Here is a 15,169-nt window from a genome sequence, read left to right on the forward strand (position 1 = left end):
TTGGCGACAAAGCCCGCTGAAGAGATACCATGGATTTCCGTTAATAATGTCTTGAAAACGATTCCCATCAAATCTAATACCACTTGGGCAGAGCTAATCGTCGCTGAGAAGAAGGAAACTAAAGAGAAGTATCTACGTCTGCGACGCTTCAAACAGGCATATAGTATCAAGTCTGCTGAAGACTTGGCAAGCATGATAGAGGTTCTTCAACTAGGAGCTCAGGAACTTGGATGGCAGAAAGGTTTGGAGAGTCTATATCAAAAATTCACAGATGAAGTCACTAGCCTCAGACAAGCTCGTATCAAAGACAAAGAGCGTATTCAGGAAATGACAAAAGTTCTCTCGGAGCTCCGTGAGACTCAGATGAGCCTAGAACTGCCAACCTACAAAGAGCATCTGGCCGAATTCAAACGTCTCATGAAGAATTCCAAGAAGGAACAGGAATTGCAGGAGTTCTTGGAGAATCATGTCTGGATGTTTGGCATGGAGTATATCGAGACTCAGTTACGTGGCTTCTCGCAATTTGAATTACCCGGCACTAGGTTCGATTTTCTTCTACAGAGATACGACACATTCTATGACATAATCGAGCTGAAGCAGCCCAAAGTGAATCTGTTTGATGAAAAGCCTTCTGAAGATCAGACGTTGCTGCCTACAGTCGCACCTTCGAGGAAGACACCGATTTCTCAGGAACTAAAGAATGCTATTTCACAGATGATTGACTATTTGGAAGCCGCAGATGATTGGGCTCCCGGCCTTTTGAAACGATATGGTGTCGTCCTACATAAGCCAAAGGGGATAATCGTTATCGGTAGGCGCGAAGACTATGGAAAGGCGATAAAGACGCTGAACTATTACTTCAATCACTTCCAAATATTGACATACGATGATATCTACGACCAAGCAAGTGAATTCGTCAAAAGGATAGGAAAACGGAAAGTGCAGAAAAAATAGGTGATATGGTATGGACTCTACGACGGCAGAATCGCACACGTGTGCTCGGTGTTTCATAGCTTTTGATAAGGAGCCTCGATGCAATGTTGATGTCGGTTTCGTTGAAGAAGGGGGTATGATGAATGGCCCACTTTGCGATAGCTGCGCCAGCCGTCTGTATGACTGGATAATAGATGGAATGTATGAAGACATGGATAGACGGGAAGGACGAACCCCTTCACCTCCGCCCGATTATTTCAAGACCCTTGCTTTAGGGACTTTTCTTGCGACGAACAGTGCTGAAGAAATTAGACTTGGATTGAAGTATCATACCACTCATCACTTGACAGACAAGGCTATCCGGTCTGGCCAATTAGACCCCGATTGCTTTTTCTGTAAAATGCTAAGCGAATATGAAATCAAAAAGAATAGGCAGAGCAAACAGACAAGGCTGTTCTAACTACAATTCCTGAAGTTTGTCAAGAACTTCAGCGATGAGTAGTGCTTCATGTGTCAATTGCTTGTGCTTCTTCAAGATTCTATGCTTCAGAGTTCGCCTGTAGGTGGGAGCATATCTATTGACTTTGTCGGCCTTTAGGTCTTCAATGAATTTTAGTTCTGCTTTGCTCAGCATTTTGGTGGTCCCGTGTTATCTCCGTATTATAGAAAGATTCCTCTTTGAGTGTTGCGGTTTTTAGCAACAGCTTTATATAGACCGTGTTAGGTTGGCCGTGGCATGACAGCAAGTCAAAAACATGAGGAATTGAGCACTCCAACCCTGCCACAGGGCGCCAGTCGAATGAACTTGCAGAAATTGACCACCGTCGGTGGACGAACTGCCACAAGGCTCGCCAGACACCTGGATGGTCCCGGTGGAGCAGTGCAGTTTCAGCAAAGGAAGCAGAACGGAAAGGTTGTCATTGACGTCTACTTGGTGGACTGAAGGGGCATGAACTGAGCACTCCGATTCTTTTCTCCACAGGCGATCTTCCATGAGCTGCAAAAATCTTTGTCTGCGAATACCCACTAGAACCTCACTTCAAGGTAATTCCTATTCTGGCCAGAACAACTTCAAAGGCTGTATAACCTGTTATTGCGGATTCTTTGGCCTATCTGAAAATTTTTGTCCCTGCTGTAGAACGAAACTCCGCACGCATTCGCGCCATGCAAAGAATGTGAAGAGGTTCTAACGCAACGTAGATTGTTTGCTTTCTTCATCACTTGCCTTCTTCAATAGAATCCTAGCAAAATCTGACAGCCAGTATCTATCAGAACCGCTCTCATAGTGGATATAGTAATAATCATAATTAGGATCGAGCAGTCCTTCCTTCTTAATGCGTTGATAGATTCTGCCGTATAGATTTATCTTCTTAGGGCGAGATAGACTCTGGAAGCGACTTTTGACCTCGTCAACTGTGCTTTGCGACGACATTCCAAGAAAGGACAAGACGAGATCGAGAACCTTGCGGGACGCCTTCATGTGTTCAAGAAGTCCTTTCAACTCCCGGGCAATTGCCTCATCCTTCTCATCCGGTGAGAATTTGGCTGATCCGTCTCTTTCGCATTTTAGATGCATTCCGTGTTTTCTTTTGTCGAATAAATGAAATGGAGACGAAGCCAGTCTGTCCATTACTGTGCTCTTGGGCAGGCCTCTGAATTGCTTAGTTCTCAATGCAGAATCTCTGGAATATGCTCGTTCGATATCAGCTAGAATCAGGGACTCTGCGAGCTTGTCCCAATTCCTGACTGCCTTGCCAATTTTTTTCTTGTATGAATCGGCGTATCTTTGTTTCAAGATTCTGGCCAGAATCTTTCGTGTCTTATCTTTTGAAACAGAGGCCATTTTACCCATATTATGCAAGACGAGTATTTAGCCTCTAGTGCTTTTTAGCAGAATATGACCGTTTTAAATAAATCCGGCATAATCCATCAAATCCGGCTTAGTCATCAGGATCGCTTCTTTGTAGTCGACTAAGTTCGTCAGGCAAGGTTCAGTAGGGCTTCCTCTTATTTTGGTTCCTAAGCTTCGACTGTCTTTGTTTTGATGCGGCGCATAGGCTACAGTTCGGATCAGGATTGACAATCTTCAGGCCTGCGCCAACGTGGTCTCTGAAGTGGATTATGTCTGCTTCCATCGTCGAGAGAATTCTGTCCGCCCGCTTTATTGCGTCTGACAAATCAGAAGACCGCTCACTCATGTTAGAGAAATCTTATAGGTAGCATATTACAGCTTCGAGTATACTCCAATGAGAATAGCTCTGTTTCTGGGTGCGGGAGCGTCAGTGGCATACGGCAAACCTACAACTCGTGACATCAAGAACAAGCTCCAGTCCAAATATCGCACGAATAACCCGCCGACTGACGCTAGGAGCATTCTCTTCTCATTCCTAGATAACTATCATTTTAACGACATCGAAGATGTCTTACAATCGATATATGAATGGGATCGCCTTCGGGATAGTCACGCCATAAAATATCTCTCAGATGAGAAGAGAACGGCGTATATCCAAACACCTAGTCATCAAGTGCCTTTTCCTACATTTCTAAAACAAGTGAAAGAGGTTAAGGAAATAATAGAAGACGACATCTTTGAGAACTATTCTTGGGATAGGACGAAGAATGGCATTCTGCTGGAAATCATGGCCAGACTGATCGCTGTGGTAGGAAAGTCTGGAGAAGCGCACATTTTTACGACTAACTATGATAGAGCTGTCGAACAATTCTGCATTTTGAATTCGGCAGCATTCAAACTGATTGATGGCTTTGGCCCTGATTCTGGGCTCGGTATGTATACTTGGACGAACAACACATATCTCCAACAAGACAGAGAAAATGATAGAAAATCAGTATATCTATACAAACTGCATGGTTCTCTCGATTGGAAACGAAATTCTGATGGTATTATCGTGAAGACTGGAATAGAGAGAAGAACCAACGATCCTAACATTTCGGAGAATATCGCAATAATGCCTACCATCTCGCCGAAGGATGGTGCAGAGAAAGAGCCGTTTAAGACTATACTCCAACACTTCTCACGTTTCATGAATGAAGCCGATGTGTGCATAGTCATAGGTTATTCTTTCAGAGATGCCCACATTAACGAGGTTTTCAGCTCTTTCTTGTCGCATAGTGGACGGTTGATTGTAGTCTCGCCAAACGCCAAAGCAGATGTCTTCGGGAACCTCTATGGTCTGCAGCTTCATGAAGACAGAATTATTCCGAATATCGTTCCCGTAGAGCAATACTTGACAGAGACGACAATTCATGAGATAATAAGTGAGATTAGCAAGCATTTGCAGAAGTGAACTCGACTCTCAAAAGATACAAGTATAAGAAGTCAATCATTCTTTCACTATCGAATGTCTGACTTCACGAAGGAGGCTGGAGCACTTGAGCGCCTAAGGCAGTTAATGGGTCATGAACAAGATGGCAGCTCCCAACTAGCTGCGGAAGTGCAAAAAGCCGTTGCAGATGATTTTCTCAAGGCTCCGAGACGGACGCTTACACGAATATACGACAAGTTGGACATCTTAAAGGCTGCCGGACTTGACGTCGGTCTGCATGAAATGAGACATCACCTATTCGACAAGCAACTAGAAGACGCAACACACCAACTAAAGGAAGTAGCTGGTAAGGCGGACACAACTGAAGGTGAAGACTGGATCGAAATGCACGTTGATGCCTATCAAGACTACCTCTTTACCATATTATACATCAATGCGCTGGAACAGGAAGTCGACTTACAGTGCAGAAACTACATCAAAATGGCGGGGAAATTGTTAGGCGATGAAACTCACGGGTCATAGTCTAGACTAGTCGTCAGGACCGCCTCTCTCAGTGCGCTTCCAGTCAGGATACTCGCCGTGAACGTAAGTCAATAACTCGTTGGTGTTTTTGCCACCGTGTTTTCGCACAGACTTTGCCAACGCTCCCCTCTCCACGGCGTCCAGACCGGTATAGCACAGTCCCGCTACCTTCTTGCCGAGTTCGGTAAGCCCTGTGACGTGACCATCAACATACAATAGCCCAACCTTCACCAACTGCCGCACTTTCTCTTCTAGCCCGATACTCCACGGGCCTCTTGGATATGGAACAAAATCATGATGCAGATAACCGACTTCTTCTTTATCGACTAGAAATGCAAGCTTGTGCAGCATTAACTTTGACTCCATTGGCTTGTCGTGAGCAAAGTAGACGGCCAGTAGCCATTCTCCCTCTTTATCTCCCGGCTGCAGATGGTCATAGTTCTCGTTTATTTTCTGAGACAGGAATAATGGAACAGTCCGCCGTTCTGCCTCATTTATTACGTATAGCCGGTCGACCATGAAGGAGAGGGGCTTCCATACCTTTTCAGCCTCTTTTGCCACTAGAGGTCGTATGTGATCTGGGATGTTTTCCACCAGATAGATGTGCTCATAAAGCGATCCCAAGCTCTCTTTGTCAAGCTCAGGAAAGTGACGATGCGTGACGTCTATTACCGCACGTGTCAGAGCGGAAAGCCTCTGTGTAGTTGGAATGGGCAGGCCGAAGTTTGCCGGTAGTTTCTTACGCCATGCGTCCTCAGGATTCATTCTCGTTGGTGGGCTTGGTTCTATTTGGAAAGCTGGGAAAACCGCCACGGTCCGTCGCAAGTCTTCTATCCACGGCTCGATTCTCCCACGCCAGGCGACAACTCCCGTTAAGGTGATGTGCGGTCTGTCAGTCGGTTTCAATGTTGGGAATACAACTGCTAGTCGGTCGGAGATCAGTCTCAGCTGCGGTAGGACATGTGGAGGAGGTATGATACATACCGAGTTTAGACTGACCGCCTCCAGAGTCAAAGGACATAATGAATTACATTCGCAGGCTATTAGCCTATCGTCAATAGCCGAGTATCGTTTCCTGTAATCGTGATAGTATAGACCTGATCCGCTTAATTTCATCTGGAAAATCTGGCCTGAAGTAATGACGAGCGAAGATGGTGCTTGGTGTTCTACCTTGAAGCAAGTCTATTAATTCGCTCTCAATACCAGACATCCTGAGATGCGTGGAGAAGATTTTCCTACAGTATCCCATATGCATGGCTAGGCCCCGTTCTTCAAGCACCATCCTCAATGCTGTATAGCTGTGAATTCCTGCCTTTCTAGCCACATTGATAATCGAGTCGTCGACTGTGCTGATGTATGCCTTCTTTGTCCTTCTGATAAAATCGGACTTGAACCGATAATGCTCAAGCACCATCGACTCCTTCTTCAGATAGTTGTCGAGCTCGTTCTGGACGTAGTAGATGCTCATAATCGCTTCACCCGGTCTGAGCCCAGTCAGTGTGTCGTAGAGAAGCATGTTGGCGTAGGAAGCAGGTATCTTGGAGCAGGCGTCTTTGAGCCACTCCATCATCACTTTATAATTTGCGTCATTATTGATGATGGCATGGAATGCTTCAAGTCCGTCACTATTAGACCACTTTAGCTGATGTCGTTCTTTCAGCATCTCCCACATGTCATAGCATCCCATGAACTTTGAGAGCGCCGCCAATGCCTTCATAGCGTGTTTGCGTTTGTCGTCAGACAGCTGCAGAAGCTCCTGAGCGTTGGTCTCCGCCAGAACATGAGCATACCGACGAGCATAAGAAAACGTATCATACGCTGTCTTTTCATTCTGGTTCTGTAGCAGATACGTCTTGAAGTTCTTCCAGAATTCATCAGCTTTCTCCGGTGGTGTAGTCCGGTTAAGCATTGAGCACGGTTCAAGGCGGCTTACTGTATTTGGTAAGGTTGGAAAACTACGATCTTGGCCAGATTGTTGGGAATGTGTGAATGAGAGAAAAGTGCTCCGGCCGGGATTTGAACCCGGGATCTCCGCCTTGAGAGGGCGAAATGCTTAACCGGACTACACCACCGGAGCTTGGAACTTGTGAAATTCGCTCTTCATAAAAATGTAACTTTGCAGGCGGCTTTGTAAAAAAAGTCCGCCTTAAAAGAACTAATTCTGCGCACGAGATTGTTTTTGCCTCTTGCCCTCCTGCAAAATTGTATCATTTTTTCGTGCTCAAAATGTTACACGATGTAACATTTTTTCTGCGGGTAGAAAAGGGTTCGAGACCTGTCCGGATTGGGTACAGAGTCCGACCCTAGCTTTGTAAATGTGCAGGCAGAGGCATCTAGAGGCGGCTTTTTTTACAAAGCCTTTGCAGGCGAAAAAGAAATAATCTTGTCCACACATTTGATTGTGCCTTTGCAAACAGGCAGACCTTTGGAGGTTCATCATGCCCACTAGGGGCACGATTACGGTCCACGCTCCAAAGGAAGCCGCCTACGACGCGCTGTTGCAGGCGTGCAGAGACGTGGACGCAAAGGTCAAGATTGCAGACAGAGACACCTTTACAATCGACGGCGATTCTGGGACAATGTGGCTTCAGAACAGGTTCTCCTTCCGGTTCCACGCCCGGCTCTTGGACAGGTACGACGGCGTCATCGTGGAAGCCTTTGACTTTTCAGACAAAGAGCCGGACAGGCGCTTTCTTGAAAAACTGTTTGAAAAGCTGGGCAAGCGCGTGGAGGTGTTTACGCCCGAGTATGCGGTAGTGGAATACATGGAAAGCGCCCAGCAACCTGCATCCTCATCGGCAACTCCTCTGGGCCAGGACGCGCCAGCACCTCTAAAGGACACTCTCGACATACCTCGTCCGGGCAGGCTGATGGTAAACGAGGACAAGGTCCCGAAGCCGGCCTTTTCAATCAAGGCCTACGGCGGAGGAAACGAGGGGGGCGCCGACAAGCTGATCATAATCCCGATAGAGATAGGAAACAAACTTCTTTTCGTAAACGGCAAGAACCTCTACCTGGAGATCCCGACGGGCTCCATAACCAGCGTAGAAAAATACTCGGAGACCGAAAAGGGTTTCACAGGTGCAAAGAAGAACAGCAAGATCCTGATTTCCTACGACGACGGCAACCCAAACTCGGTGGCCTTTGACGTCGACGACGACAAGGTAGACGAGCTGGTAAACGAGATAGATTTCATGCGCCTGTACGAGCGCCAGTACTTTGATGCAATAGACTTTGAATATCGTCAGGGCAACGAGTGGCACAAGAGCAAGCTGTACCCGCGGACCCTGTACCTTGCCGGTGGAGAGCAGGTGCTCTGGATGGACGACGGCTCTAGCTGGCTAGGCTTTGGCAGCTACAAGTGGGTGAAAGCCCTGACAAACTTTAGGGTCTTTTTCTACGACTTTAAGCTGCACCAGTGCAACTCGCTCTCGCTTCCGCTGGTCGAGTCAGTGGTGGTCAACAACAAGAGGCGCGAGTCGCGGTTCCAGCACCAGGGAGAGACGCGGAGCAGGACCGGCGGCGGGCACTATTCGTACTCGTACAGCCAGGGCTCGGGGCAGTCAGAAAGCGTCACAATAGGCGACGTCCTTTTCATGCACGCCGGAAAGCCGATGGTCACCTTTGAAGGCATAGAAGACCCTGACGGCATGGCCCAGATGGCGCGCTCTGCGATAGACCAGTCAAAGAAAAACACGCGCGCGACCGGCACGGCTGCGCAAAAGACGGCAACGCTGCCTTCGCAGCCGGAGGGCATCCAGTGCAAAAAGTGCCAGTCTTACAACCCTGAAGGCTCGGCTTTCTGCAACAGCTGCGGGGAAAGGATGAACTTTGTCTGCGGCAGGTGCAGGCACGAAAATCCAGACGGCTCCCGGTTCTGCAACCAGTGCGGACAGGCGCTCTGACAATGCTTTTATCGCCTTTTCGCTCACAGTAAAGTGCCGATGGGCATCCCCGAGAAGATAAAGGCCATCCAGGACGAGATACACAAGACCCAGATAAACAAGGCCACAGAGTTCCACATCGGGCTCCTGAAGGCCAAGATTGCAAAGCTGAAGAGGGAGCAGGAGGAGAACATCCACGGCAGGACCGTCCACACAGGCGGCGAGAACGCCGGCTTTGACGTGAGGAAGGCCGGCGACGCTACAGTCGTCCTCATAGGCCTCCCAAGCGTGGGCAAGTCGACGCTTTTGAACAGGCTTACAAACGCAAAATCACGCGTCGCCTCTTACCAGTTTACGACGCTGACTGCGATACCGGGCATGATGTCATACCGCGGGGCGAAAATCCAGGTGCTGGACCTTCCCGGCATCATCGAAGGCGCAGCATCGGGCAAGGGCTTTGGCAAGCGCGTCATTTCAGTGGCCCGCGGCGCGGACTTGGTGTTGCTCGTTCTGGACGTTTTCCAGCCGCAGCACGTGGCGCTTTTAAAGAGGGAGCTTGCGGAGGCCGGGATAAAGCTGGACGAGCGGCCGCCCGACGTCGTGATCGAGAGGACGTCTACAGGAGGGCTGTCAGTTGCCTGCCAGGTGCCTATCAAGATGTCTGACAGGATGGTAAAGGAGATAGCCCGCGTGTACGGCATCCACAACGGCAGGATAATAATCAGGGAGCCGGGCCTCACCGACGACCAGCTGATAGACGTGCTTTCTGAAAACCGTGTGTACTCAAAGTCGCTCGTGCTTCTGAACAAGATAGACCTCGTCAACCAGGGCTTTGTCAAGGAGGTCCAATCGCAGATAGGGCACAACTTTATCCCGATATCGGCAGACGCAAGCGTCAACATCGACGCGGTAAAGGAGGCGATATACAACAAGCTCGACTTTATCCGCATCTACATGCGGCCCAAGGGCGGCCAGACAGACTACAAGGAGCCGATGATAATGCAGAGCGGATCCACGGTTGGAGACGTGTGCAACAAGATCCACCGCAGCATGGCGCGCAACTTCAAGTACGCGCTGGTGTGGGGCAAGTCAGCCAAGTTTGACGCGCAAAAAGTCGGCCTCGACCACACGCTTGCAGACGAGGACGTTTTGACGATTGTAAAGGCGCCCGGCGCGCTCTAGGGTTCTGCTATAATCTTGCCGCGCATGTCGGGGTGGTACTGGCAGAAATACTCGTAGGTGCCCGGCTTGTATGCGACTATTGCAGAGTTGAAGTGCTGCTCGGACTTGAGGGGCGCCGTCTCAAAGTTCAGGATCCCACCTGTCTTGTCCTTTATCTGCAGGTCGTGTATCACGATGTCCTTGTTCACAACTACGAGCTTGACCGGCTCGTTTACCCTGACGTAAATGTCGGGGTTTGTGCCGTTAAACGTGCTCCTCTGCGCCTCAAGCAGGATGCCCTCGACGCCAGAGAGGTCTGCCTCTTCAGTCTCCTTTGTCAGGTTGCCATAGGCCCACAGCGAGCCCACAGCTATGCAGGATACTGCAACTATGGCGATGATGTTGTTCCTGGCAGACACTATGCTCGCTTTGTCAAATGCACCTAAATGCTTTTGGTAAAAGGGGAAAACAAAAAAGGAACGCAACTGCATTCGTCAGAACGCAGTAGTCTAGTTGTTGTCGGATGCCGGAGCCTCAGCAGATGCTGCGCCGTTTACGACCTCGGCAGTCGCGAACCTAGGTCCGATCTGTGTGACTCGGATCTTGGCGTTCTGACCTACCTTTCCGTCCTTCACAAAGATGACAAAACCTTGTATCCTTGCGATTCCGTCGCCCTTGCGGCTGATTTCCGTGATTTGTACGTCGTACTCCTTCCCCATTTCCACGGGCTTGGGGCCGAAGTTATCTCTTCTTCCGTAACTCATACGTAAGAAAAGCCATGTGGAATCCAAATATAAACTATGAAAAAATTTACGAACCTATTCTCATGCCGCTTTCGCAGACCGACCGGAGGCACTCGATTGCAGACAGCACTGCAAGGTAGCTTGTCTTCGGGTTGCCCGGGCTTGGAACGTTGTTTACTGTGAACTGGAATTTCCCGAAACTTCCAGTCGCCGTTATTTCGTGCTGGTTCGTTGTGTACGCGGGGTCTGCTACTATCCTTACCTTTGTCCTGTCAAAGCCGATGCCTGCAAGGCTCAGAACCGCGGCGACGTTGACGTTTGCCGGGAACTTTTTCACCGCGTCAGCAGCAGGCCCTTCGTATATGACCGTGCTTTTCTTTATCTCGTCAAGCCTGATGCTGCTGGTCTCAAAAAATGGCGCTCCTGCAAGCGCCTTTGGCGCCTTTGTTGTGGTGAGCGTGACTGAGTCAAGCAGATGCTTGACTGCCCTGATGGCGTCTATCCCTGCAATTGCACCTGTCGGGATGTAGACCCTGCCTTTTGACGACTGCAGCGATGCTAAAAGTTCCCTGTCTGCAAGGGCGCCCACCGACATTACCAGAAGGTCGCGCCCTGCGTCAAGCACGGGTTTGGCAAATTTCCTTGCCGCTTCCTGCGATGCTGCCTCTACGACGACGTCGCAATCCTGTGACATGAACCTGCCAAAATCGTCAAAAGGCTTTGGAGCGCTCTTTAGTTTTGAACTGAGGCTCTGCGCGCTCCCCTTTACAACATCAAAAAGCGAGACAAGCGTGGCATTTTTGACCTGACCCGAGTCTACTGCTAGCGCAAGCTGGCTGCCTATCGTGCCGCAGCCGATAATCCCGACCCTCTTTGCCATGCGCTAACAGCTTGGGCGGCGGGGGATTTTACCCTTACCTTCTGCCGCCGCGGCGCTCGGGCTTTTTCTGTCCCGGCAGCCTCTTTTTCTCGAAGCGCTTGACAAAGTTGTCCTTGTTGCGCATCCTTGCTATCTTGCTTGAGCGCGGCTTGGCTTGGACCTTGGGCGTCTGGCCCCTGACCTTGCCTGCCTTTGTAAGTGATCCGTGAGTTGGCATTTATCTCCAGCACTGTTCAAGTGCGATTGCTTATAATTGTATTGCGTGAGCCGTGCGGTAAATGAGGCAAGTATTGCCTGCATCTTTGAAATCGCGTACACGCATATCCTGAATTGTACTACTTTAAATGTAGAGCATATAGATCGTATGCTGCACATAGACAGCCATGACAATGCTCGCGATGGATTTTAAAGAACAGGTCCTGCGGCTGAAGAAGGAAAAGAACGCCGTCATTTTGGCGCACAACTACCAGCTGCCGGAAGTCCAGGACGTTGCCGACTTTATCGGCGACTCGCTTGCGCTTTCAAGAAACGCGGCGACCACAAAGGCAGACACGATTGTATTCTGCGGCGTCCACTTTATGGCCGAGACTGCTTCGATAATCTGCCCTGACAAGCGCGTCCTCATCCCAGACCTTGAGGCAGGATGCTCGCTTGCGTCTGCCATAAACGCCGACGAGCTAGCCGCATGGAAGGCCGAGCACCCAGACGCGGTTGTTGTCAGCTACGTCAACACTACTGCAGACGTCAAGGCGCTTTCAGATTACTGCTGCACGTCGTCAAACGCAGTCAAGGTGGTAAGCAGCATCCCCGCAGACAGGAAGGTGCTTTTCCTGCCAGACATGTTCCTTGGCGCCTACGTCGCTGAAGTCACAAAGCGCAAGAACATGTACATCTGGCCCGGCGAGTGCCATGTCCATGCTGGCATAAAGGCAGAGGACATCAACAAGATGCTGGCTACTTTGAAAAACGCCGACTTTCTAGTCCACCCAGAGTGCAGCTGCACCTCGTCTACGATGTACCACATAGCAAAGGGCGACCTTGCAAAGACAGGACACGTGCTGTCGACAGAGGGCATGATGAAGCACGCCAGGACGTCTGACGCAAAGCAGTTTGTCGTCGCAACTGAGACCGGCATACTCTACAGGATGAAGAAGGAGAACCCGGACAAGGAGTTCATACCTGTCAAGGACGACGCGGTGTGCAGGTACATGAAAAAGATAACGCTGGAAAAGGTCTACAACTCGCTTGCGCACAACGTCTTTGAGGTCAAGGTCCCGGCAAAGACTGCAGAAAAGGCGCGGCTTGCGATAGACAGGATGCTCGCCATTTCATAAAGACGAGTAACACTGTTACCTGTCGCTTATATCGTGCCGCGTAGGAATTCTACGTGCGCTTGACAGAACCTGCAAAGGCTCTTTACTATGCAGCCGCTGCGGCAACCGCCATTGCAGGCATGCTGCACCTCATGATGGGGCCCGGCAGCCTCGGCTTTAACGCCAACCAGGGGATACTGTTTATCGTCGGCGGCATTGCGCAGGTGTTCTGGATAATCCCAATGATAAGGAGATGGGGTGCTCCCTGGTACGCTGTCGGGATAGGCGGGACAGTCGTGTTCATTGCATTGTGGGTCATAACAAGGATGCCGGACAACCCGATAACAGGAAGGGCGGGGCCGGCGAGCAACCCAACTGCGATACTCATCGAGGTGTGCCAGGCGATCTTTGTCGGTCTTGCAGCAGCCGTCCTGGTCTATGAAAGCAGGAGAAAGGGGCGGACGGAGATCAGAGATACGGGTTTCAGGCCAGCAAAGCACATGCAGAAAACCGCCATCCTTGCAGGCGTCGTCGTGGCGCTGGTTCTGATAGGCGCGTTTGCGCTTCCTGCGGCGATGCCCCGGCCTTCAGGGCCTCCGCCGGGTCAAGGGGGGCCTCAAGGAGCAGGGCCGCAGGCACAGGGCGGTGCGTCGACATCCGGGGCCGGCATGATTATGCCGCTGCTTCTGAAAGATTAGCCTTACAGGATTTCCAGGCTAAAGTCCACGGCTCTTGGCGAATGTGTGATGTAGCCCATCGAGATGTAGTCTGGCCTTGCCCTTGCGTACTGCCTGATGTTCTTGTAGTTCACACCGCCGGATACCTCTATCAGAGCCTTCCTGCGCAGGCCCATCTTTGTTATCGCCTTGATTGCCCTGACAGCCTGCGCAGGCGTGAAATTGTAGAGCATGACGATGTCGGCGCCCGCTTTGATTGCCTCTATGGCTTCTTTTTCGCTCTTTGCCTCGCACTCTATCTTGATTGCGGTCCCCGCCTTTTCCTTGGCAAGCCTCACGCACTCTTGCGGCGACCCTGCAAGGGCGATGTGGTTGTCCTTTATCAGAACCATGTCGTCAAGCCGCATCCTGTGCGCCAGCCCTCCCCCTGCGACGACTGCCTTCTTGTCAAAGTAGCGCAGACCGGGCGCCGTCTTTCTGGTCGCCGCGACCTTTACCGGGCGCGCCGCGTCTGCAAGCGCCCTTGTCTCTGTCGCGATGCCGCTCATCCGCATCAGCAGGTTAAGCGCCACGCGCTCTGCCTTCAATATTGAACGCGCATTGCCTGAAACAGTCATCACGCGCTTTCCCTTTCTCGCGCGTGAGCCGTCCTTTACAAGCGCCCTGCTAGAGCACCCGCACAGGTCGAAGATTACTCCGACCTCTTCCAGCCCGCACACGGTCGCGCTGTCAGTCTTGCATACAATCTCTGCGCTTGCCGCAAGGTCTGCCGGTATCACAGAATCGCTTGTGATGTCGCCGGTGCCAATGTCTTCTTCTAAAAAGCTTGCAAGCGCTTTGCGGACTTCGAGAAACGAGCCCAGGCTTTCCATCAGGCTTACTGGACCTTGAGCGCGTACCTGGCCGGCGCAGTTATTTCAAGCGTGTTTGCGACAAGCGACTTGGCTGGGTCAAAGACGAGTATGATTCCAGACCAGTCCGGGCTCAGGTCGGTGGACTTGCACACGGGGCAGACCTTGCCCTGCGTGAGCGCCTTGCACTTTCTGCAGGCCTTCTCCTTTGCCAACTACTTGGCCCCCTTTTTCGGCGCGGCTGCCGGCTGGCCCGCTCCCTTGCCTTTCTTTATCTCTTCCTGTATCCACTCCAAAGCGCCAAGGAACGGCTGCCTGCACGTTATGCCTATCTTGCCCATGCCTGCGCCCTTGCCGAGGCTGACTGCGGTTATCCTTGCGCGGATCTTCGAGCCTATCTTGAGCGTGCGAGAAGACTGGTTTGCCACGATGACGCCCTGCTTGACGTCGCTTTTCAGGTAGTCGTCGGTTATCTGCGACAGGTGCAAGAGTGCGTCTGTCGGGCCTATCCTTACAAACGCGCCAAAGTCCGTTATCTCGACGACCTCGCCTTCGACAATCTCCTGCAGCTTGGGGTAGAACGTGAGCGCCTTGAACGTTACCTTGTGGTATGTGGCGCCGTCGCCTGCCACCAGCTTGCCAACCGAGCTCACCTCGGCGTCTGTAATCATGACGACGTAGCCCACCTCTGGCGAGAGCATGCTCTCGTACTTTTCCTTGAGGATCTGGATAGCGGCATCTTTGAGGGAATTGGTCAGCCTGTTTGGAGGAATCCTGACAACATCACTCATGTGCACTATGGCAAACATAATATATGCAAACTTGAACGAAACATCAATTTATGAACTTTTGGATTACAAGTCTGAAATTTTCTATACAAGTTCGCGTTGCAGCATCGCCGCTCACGTAAGGCTGTACTAA

At 50.7% G+C, this 15,169-nt stretch carries 17 protein-coding genes and 1 tRNA gene; 7 read left to right on the plus strand and 11 right to left on the minus strand.

The window, feature by feature from the left end:
• Positions 1 to 954, plus strand: coding sequence for a Shedu anti-phage system protein SduA domain-containing protein (locus HXY31_RS00160; protein ID WP_292638218.1), 954 nt, complete (start codon positions 1 to 3; stop codon positions 952 to 954).
• 1,165 nt (positions 955 to 2,119) lie between these two features.
• Here HXY31_RS00160 and HXY31_RS00165 read toward each other — a convergent pair.
• Positions 2,120 to 2,776 carry a hypothetical protein gene (locus HXY31_RS00165; protein WP_292638220.1) on the minus strand — a complete coding sequence of 219 codons (657 nt, stop codon included), beginning with the start codon at positions 2,774 to 2,776 and terminating at the stop codon, positions 2,120 to 2,122.
• 403 nt (positions 2,777 to 3,179) lie between these two features.
• Between HXY31_RS00165 and HXY31_RS00170 the strand changes: the two genes are divergently transcribed.
• Together HXY31_RS00170 and HXY31_RS00175 are read left to right on the plus strand one after the other, a co-directional pair.
• On the plus strand, positions 3,180 to 4,238 hold the full coding sequence (locus tag HXY31_RS00170) for an SIR2 family protein (RefSeq protein WP_292638222.1): 1,059 nt from the start codon (positions 3,180 to 3,182) through the stop codon (positions 4,236 to 4,238).
• 54 nt (positions 4,239 to 4,292) lie between these two features.
• Complete coding sequence (locus tag HXY31_RS00175) at positions 4,293 to 4,739, plus strand: hypothetical protein (protein WP_292638224.1); 447 nt, start codon at positions 4,293 to 4,295, stop codon at positions 4,737 to 4,739.
• Positions 4,740 to 4,745: 6 nt separating this feature from the next.
• Here HXY31_RS00175 and HXY31_RS00180 read toward each other — a convergent pair whose 3' ends face one another.
• From HXY31_RS00180 to HXY31_RS00190, 3 genes are all read right to left on the minus strand, one after another.
• Positions 4,746 to 5,504, minus strand: a complete 759-nt coding sequence (locus tag HXY31_RS00180; protein WP_292638226.1) for a hypothetical protein — start codon at positions 5,502 to 5,504, stop codon at positions 4,746 to 4,748.
• 289 nt (positions 5,505 to 5,793) lie between these two features.
• Positions 5,794 to 6,648, minus strand: coding sequence for an integrase (locus HXY31_RS00185; protein WP_292638227.1), 855 nt, complete (start codon positions 6,646 to 6,648; stop codon positions 5,794 to 5,796).
• A 92-nt stretch (positions 6,649 to 6,740) separates the two neighbouring features.
• Positions 6,741 to 6,816: transfer RNA gene (locus HXY31_RS00190), tRNA-Glu, on the minus strand.
• A gap of 361 nt (positions 6,817 to 7,177) precedes the next feature.
• On the opposite strand from HXY31_RS00190, the gene HXY31_RS00195 reads away from it, so the two are divergent.
• Together HXY31_RS00195 and HXY31_RS00200 are read left to right on the plus strand one after the other, a co-directional pair.
• On the plus strand, positions 7,178 to 8,644 hold the full coding sequence (locus HXY31_RS00195) for a zinc ribbon domain-containing protein (protein WP_292638230.1): 1,467 nt from the start codon (positions 7,178 to 7,180) through the stop codon (positions 8,642 to 8,644).
• 39 nt (positions 8,645 to 8,683) lie between these two features.
• On the plus strand, positions 8,684 to 9,805 hold the full coding sequence (locus HXY31_RS00200) for a GTP-binding protein (RefSeq protein ID WP_292638232.1): 1,122 nt from the start codon (positions 8,684 to 8,686) through the stop codon (positions 9,803 to 9,805).
• On the opposite strand, the gene HXY31_RS00205 is transcribed toward HXY31_RS00200, so the two are convergent.
• From HXY31_RS00205 to HXY31_RS00220, 4 genes are all read right to left on the minus strand, one after another.
• Positions 9,802 to 10,203, minus strand: coding sequence for a cupredoxin domain-containing protein (locus HXY31_RS00205; RefSeq protein WP_292638235.1), 402 nt, complete (start codon positions 10,201 to 10,203; stop codon positions 9,802 to 9,804). The two genes, HXY31_RS00200 and HXY31_RS00205, sit on opposite strands and share 4 nt — an antisense overlap.
• A 90-nt stretch (positions 10,204 to 10,293) precedes the next feature.
• Positions 10,294 to 10,503 (minus strand): TRAM domain-containing protein, encoded by a 210-nt coding sequence (locus HXY31_RS00210; protein ID WP_292638237.1) that lies wholly within the window; start codon positions 10,501 to 10,503, stop codon positions 10,294 to 10,296.
• A gap of 91 nt (positions 10,504 to 10,594) precedes the next feature.
• A complete protein-coding gene (locus HXY31_RS00215) occupies positions 10,595 to 11,407 on the minus strand; it encodes an aspartate dehydrogenase (protein ID WP_292638239.1) in 813 nt (270 codons plus the stop codon).
• Between the two features lie 34 nt (positions 11,408 to 11,441).
• Positions 11,442 to 11,624 carry a 30S ribosomal protein S30e gene (locus HXY31_RS00220; protein ID WP_292638242.1) on the minus strand — a complete coding sequence of 61 codons (183 nt, stop codon included), beginning with the start codon at positions 11,622 to 11,624 and terminating at the stop codon, positions 11,442 to 11,444.
• A gap of 166 nt (positions 11,625 to 11,790) precedes the next feature.
• On the opposite strand from HXY31_RS00220, the gene nadA reads away from it, so the two are divergent.
• Positions 11,791 to 12,741, plus strand: a complete 951-nt coding sequence (gene nadA / locus HXY31_RS00225; RefSeq protein WP_292638244.1) for a quinolinate synthase NadA — start codon at positions 11,791 to 11,793, stop codon at positions 12,739 to 12,741.
• Positions 12,742 to 12,800: 59 nt separating this feature from the next.
• Positions 12,801 to 13,418, plus strand: coding sequence for a hypothetical protein (locus HXY31_RS00230; RefSeq protein ID WP_292638245.1), 618 nt, complete (start codon positions 12,801 to 12,803; stop codon positions 13,416 to 13,418).
• Positions 13,419 to 13,420: 2 nt separating this feature from the next.
• Here the strand turns inward: HXY31_RS00230 and nadC are convergent, their stop codons facing one another.
• Genes nadC through HXY31_RS00245 form a run of 3 tightly spaced genes read right to left on the minus strand, consistent with a single transcriptional unit; the run spans position 13,421 to position 15,057 of the window.
• On the minus strand, positions 13,421 to 14,269 hold the full coding sequence (nadC, locus tag HXY31_RS00235; RefSeq protein WP_292638247.1) for a carboxylating nicotinate-nucleotide diphosphorylase: 849 nt from the start codon (positions 14,267 to 14,269) through the stop codon (positions 13,421 to 13,423).
• A 5-nt stretch (positions 14,270 to 14,274) separates the two neighbouring features.
• Positions 14,275 to 14,463 carry a transcription elongation factor subunit Spt4 gene (spt4, locus tag HXY31_RS00240; protein WP_292638249.1) on the minus strand — a complete coding sequence of 63 codons (189 nt, stop codon included), beginning with the start codon at positions 14,461 to 14,463 and terminating at the stop codon, positions 14,275 to 14,277.
• Positions 14,464 to 15,057, minus strand: a complete 594-nt coding sequence (locus HXY31_RS00245) for a DNA-directed RNA polymerase (RefSeq protein WP_292638251.1) — start codon at positions 15,055 to 15,057, stop codon at positions 14,464 to 14,466. It abuts the gene before it with no gap.
• Positions 15,058 to 15,169: the final 112 nt, after the last annotated feature.

Source organism: Nitrososphaera sp. (genome assembly GCF_013388945.1).
Lineage (GTDB): Archaea > Thermoproteota > Nitrososphaeria > Nitrososphaerales > Nitrososphaeraceae > Nitrososphaera.

Coding starts and splice junctions, on each gene's coding strand:
- HXY31_RS00165 (WP_292638220.1), bottom strand. CDS start 2,776: ATGGCCTCTGTTTCAAAAGATAAGACACGAAAGATTCTGGCCAGAATC.
- HXY31_RS00170 (WP_292638222.1), top strand. CDS start 3,180: ATGAGAATAGCTCTGTTTCTGGGTGCGGGAGCGTCAGTGGCATACGGC.
- HXY31_RS00175 (WP_292638224.1), top strand. CDS start 4,293: ATGTCTGACTTCACGAAGGAGGCTGGAGCACTTGAGCGCCTAAGGCAG.
- HXY31_RS00180 (WP_292638226.1), bottom strand. CDS start 5,504: ATGAATCCTGAGGACGCATGGCGTAAGAAACTACCGGCAAACTTCGGC.
- HXY31_RS00185 (WP_292638227.1), bottom strand. CDS start 6,648: ATGCTTAACCGGACTACACCACCGGAGAAAGCTGATGAATTCTGGAAG.
- HXY31_RS00195 (WP_292638230.1), top strand. CDS start 7,178: ATGCCCACTAGGGGCACGATTACGGTCCACGCTCCAAAGGAAGCCGCC.
- HXY31_RS00200 (WP_292638232.1), top strand. CDS start 8,684: ATGGGCATCCCCGAGAAGATAAAGGCCATCCAGGACGAGATACACAAG.
- HXY31_RS00210 (WP_292638237.1), bottom strand. CDS start 10,503: ATGGGGAAGGAGTACGACGTACAAATCACGGAAATCAGCCGCAAGGGC.
- HXY31_RS00215 (WP_292638239.1), bottom strand. CDS start 11,407: ATGGCAAAGAGGGTCGGGATTATCGGCTGCGGCACGATAGGCAGCCAG.
- HXY31_RS00220 (WP_292638242.1), bottom strand. CDS start 11,624: ATGCCAACTCACGGATCACTTACAAAGGCAGGCAAGGTCAGGGGCCAG.
- nadA (WP_292638244.1), top strand. CDS start 11,791: ATGACAATGCTCGCGATGGATTTTAAAGAACAGGTCCTGCGGCTGAAG.
- nadC (WP_292638247.1), bottom strand. CDS start 14,269: ATGGAAAGCCTGGGCTCGTTTCTCGAAGTCCGCAAAGCGCTTGCAAGC.
- HXY31_RS00245 (WP_292638251.1), bottom strand. CDS start 15,057: ATGTTTGCCATAGTGCACATGAGTGATGTTGTCAGGATTCCTCCAAAC.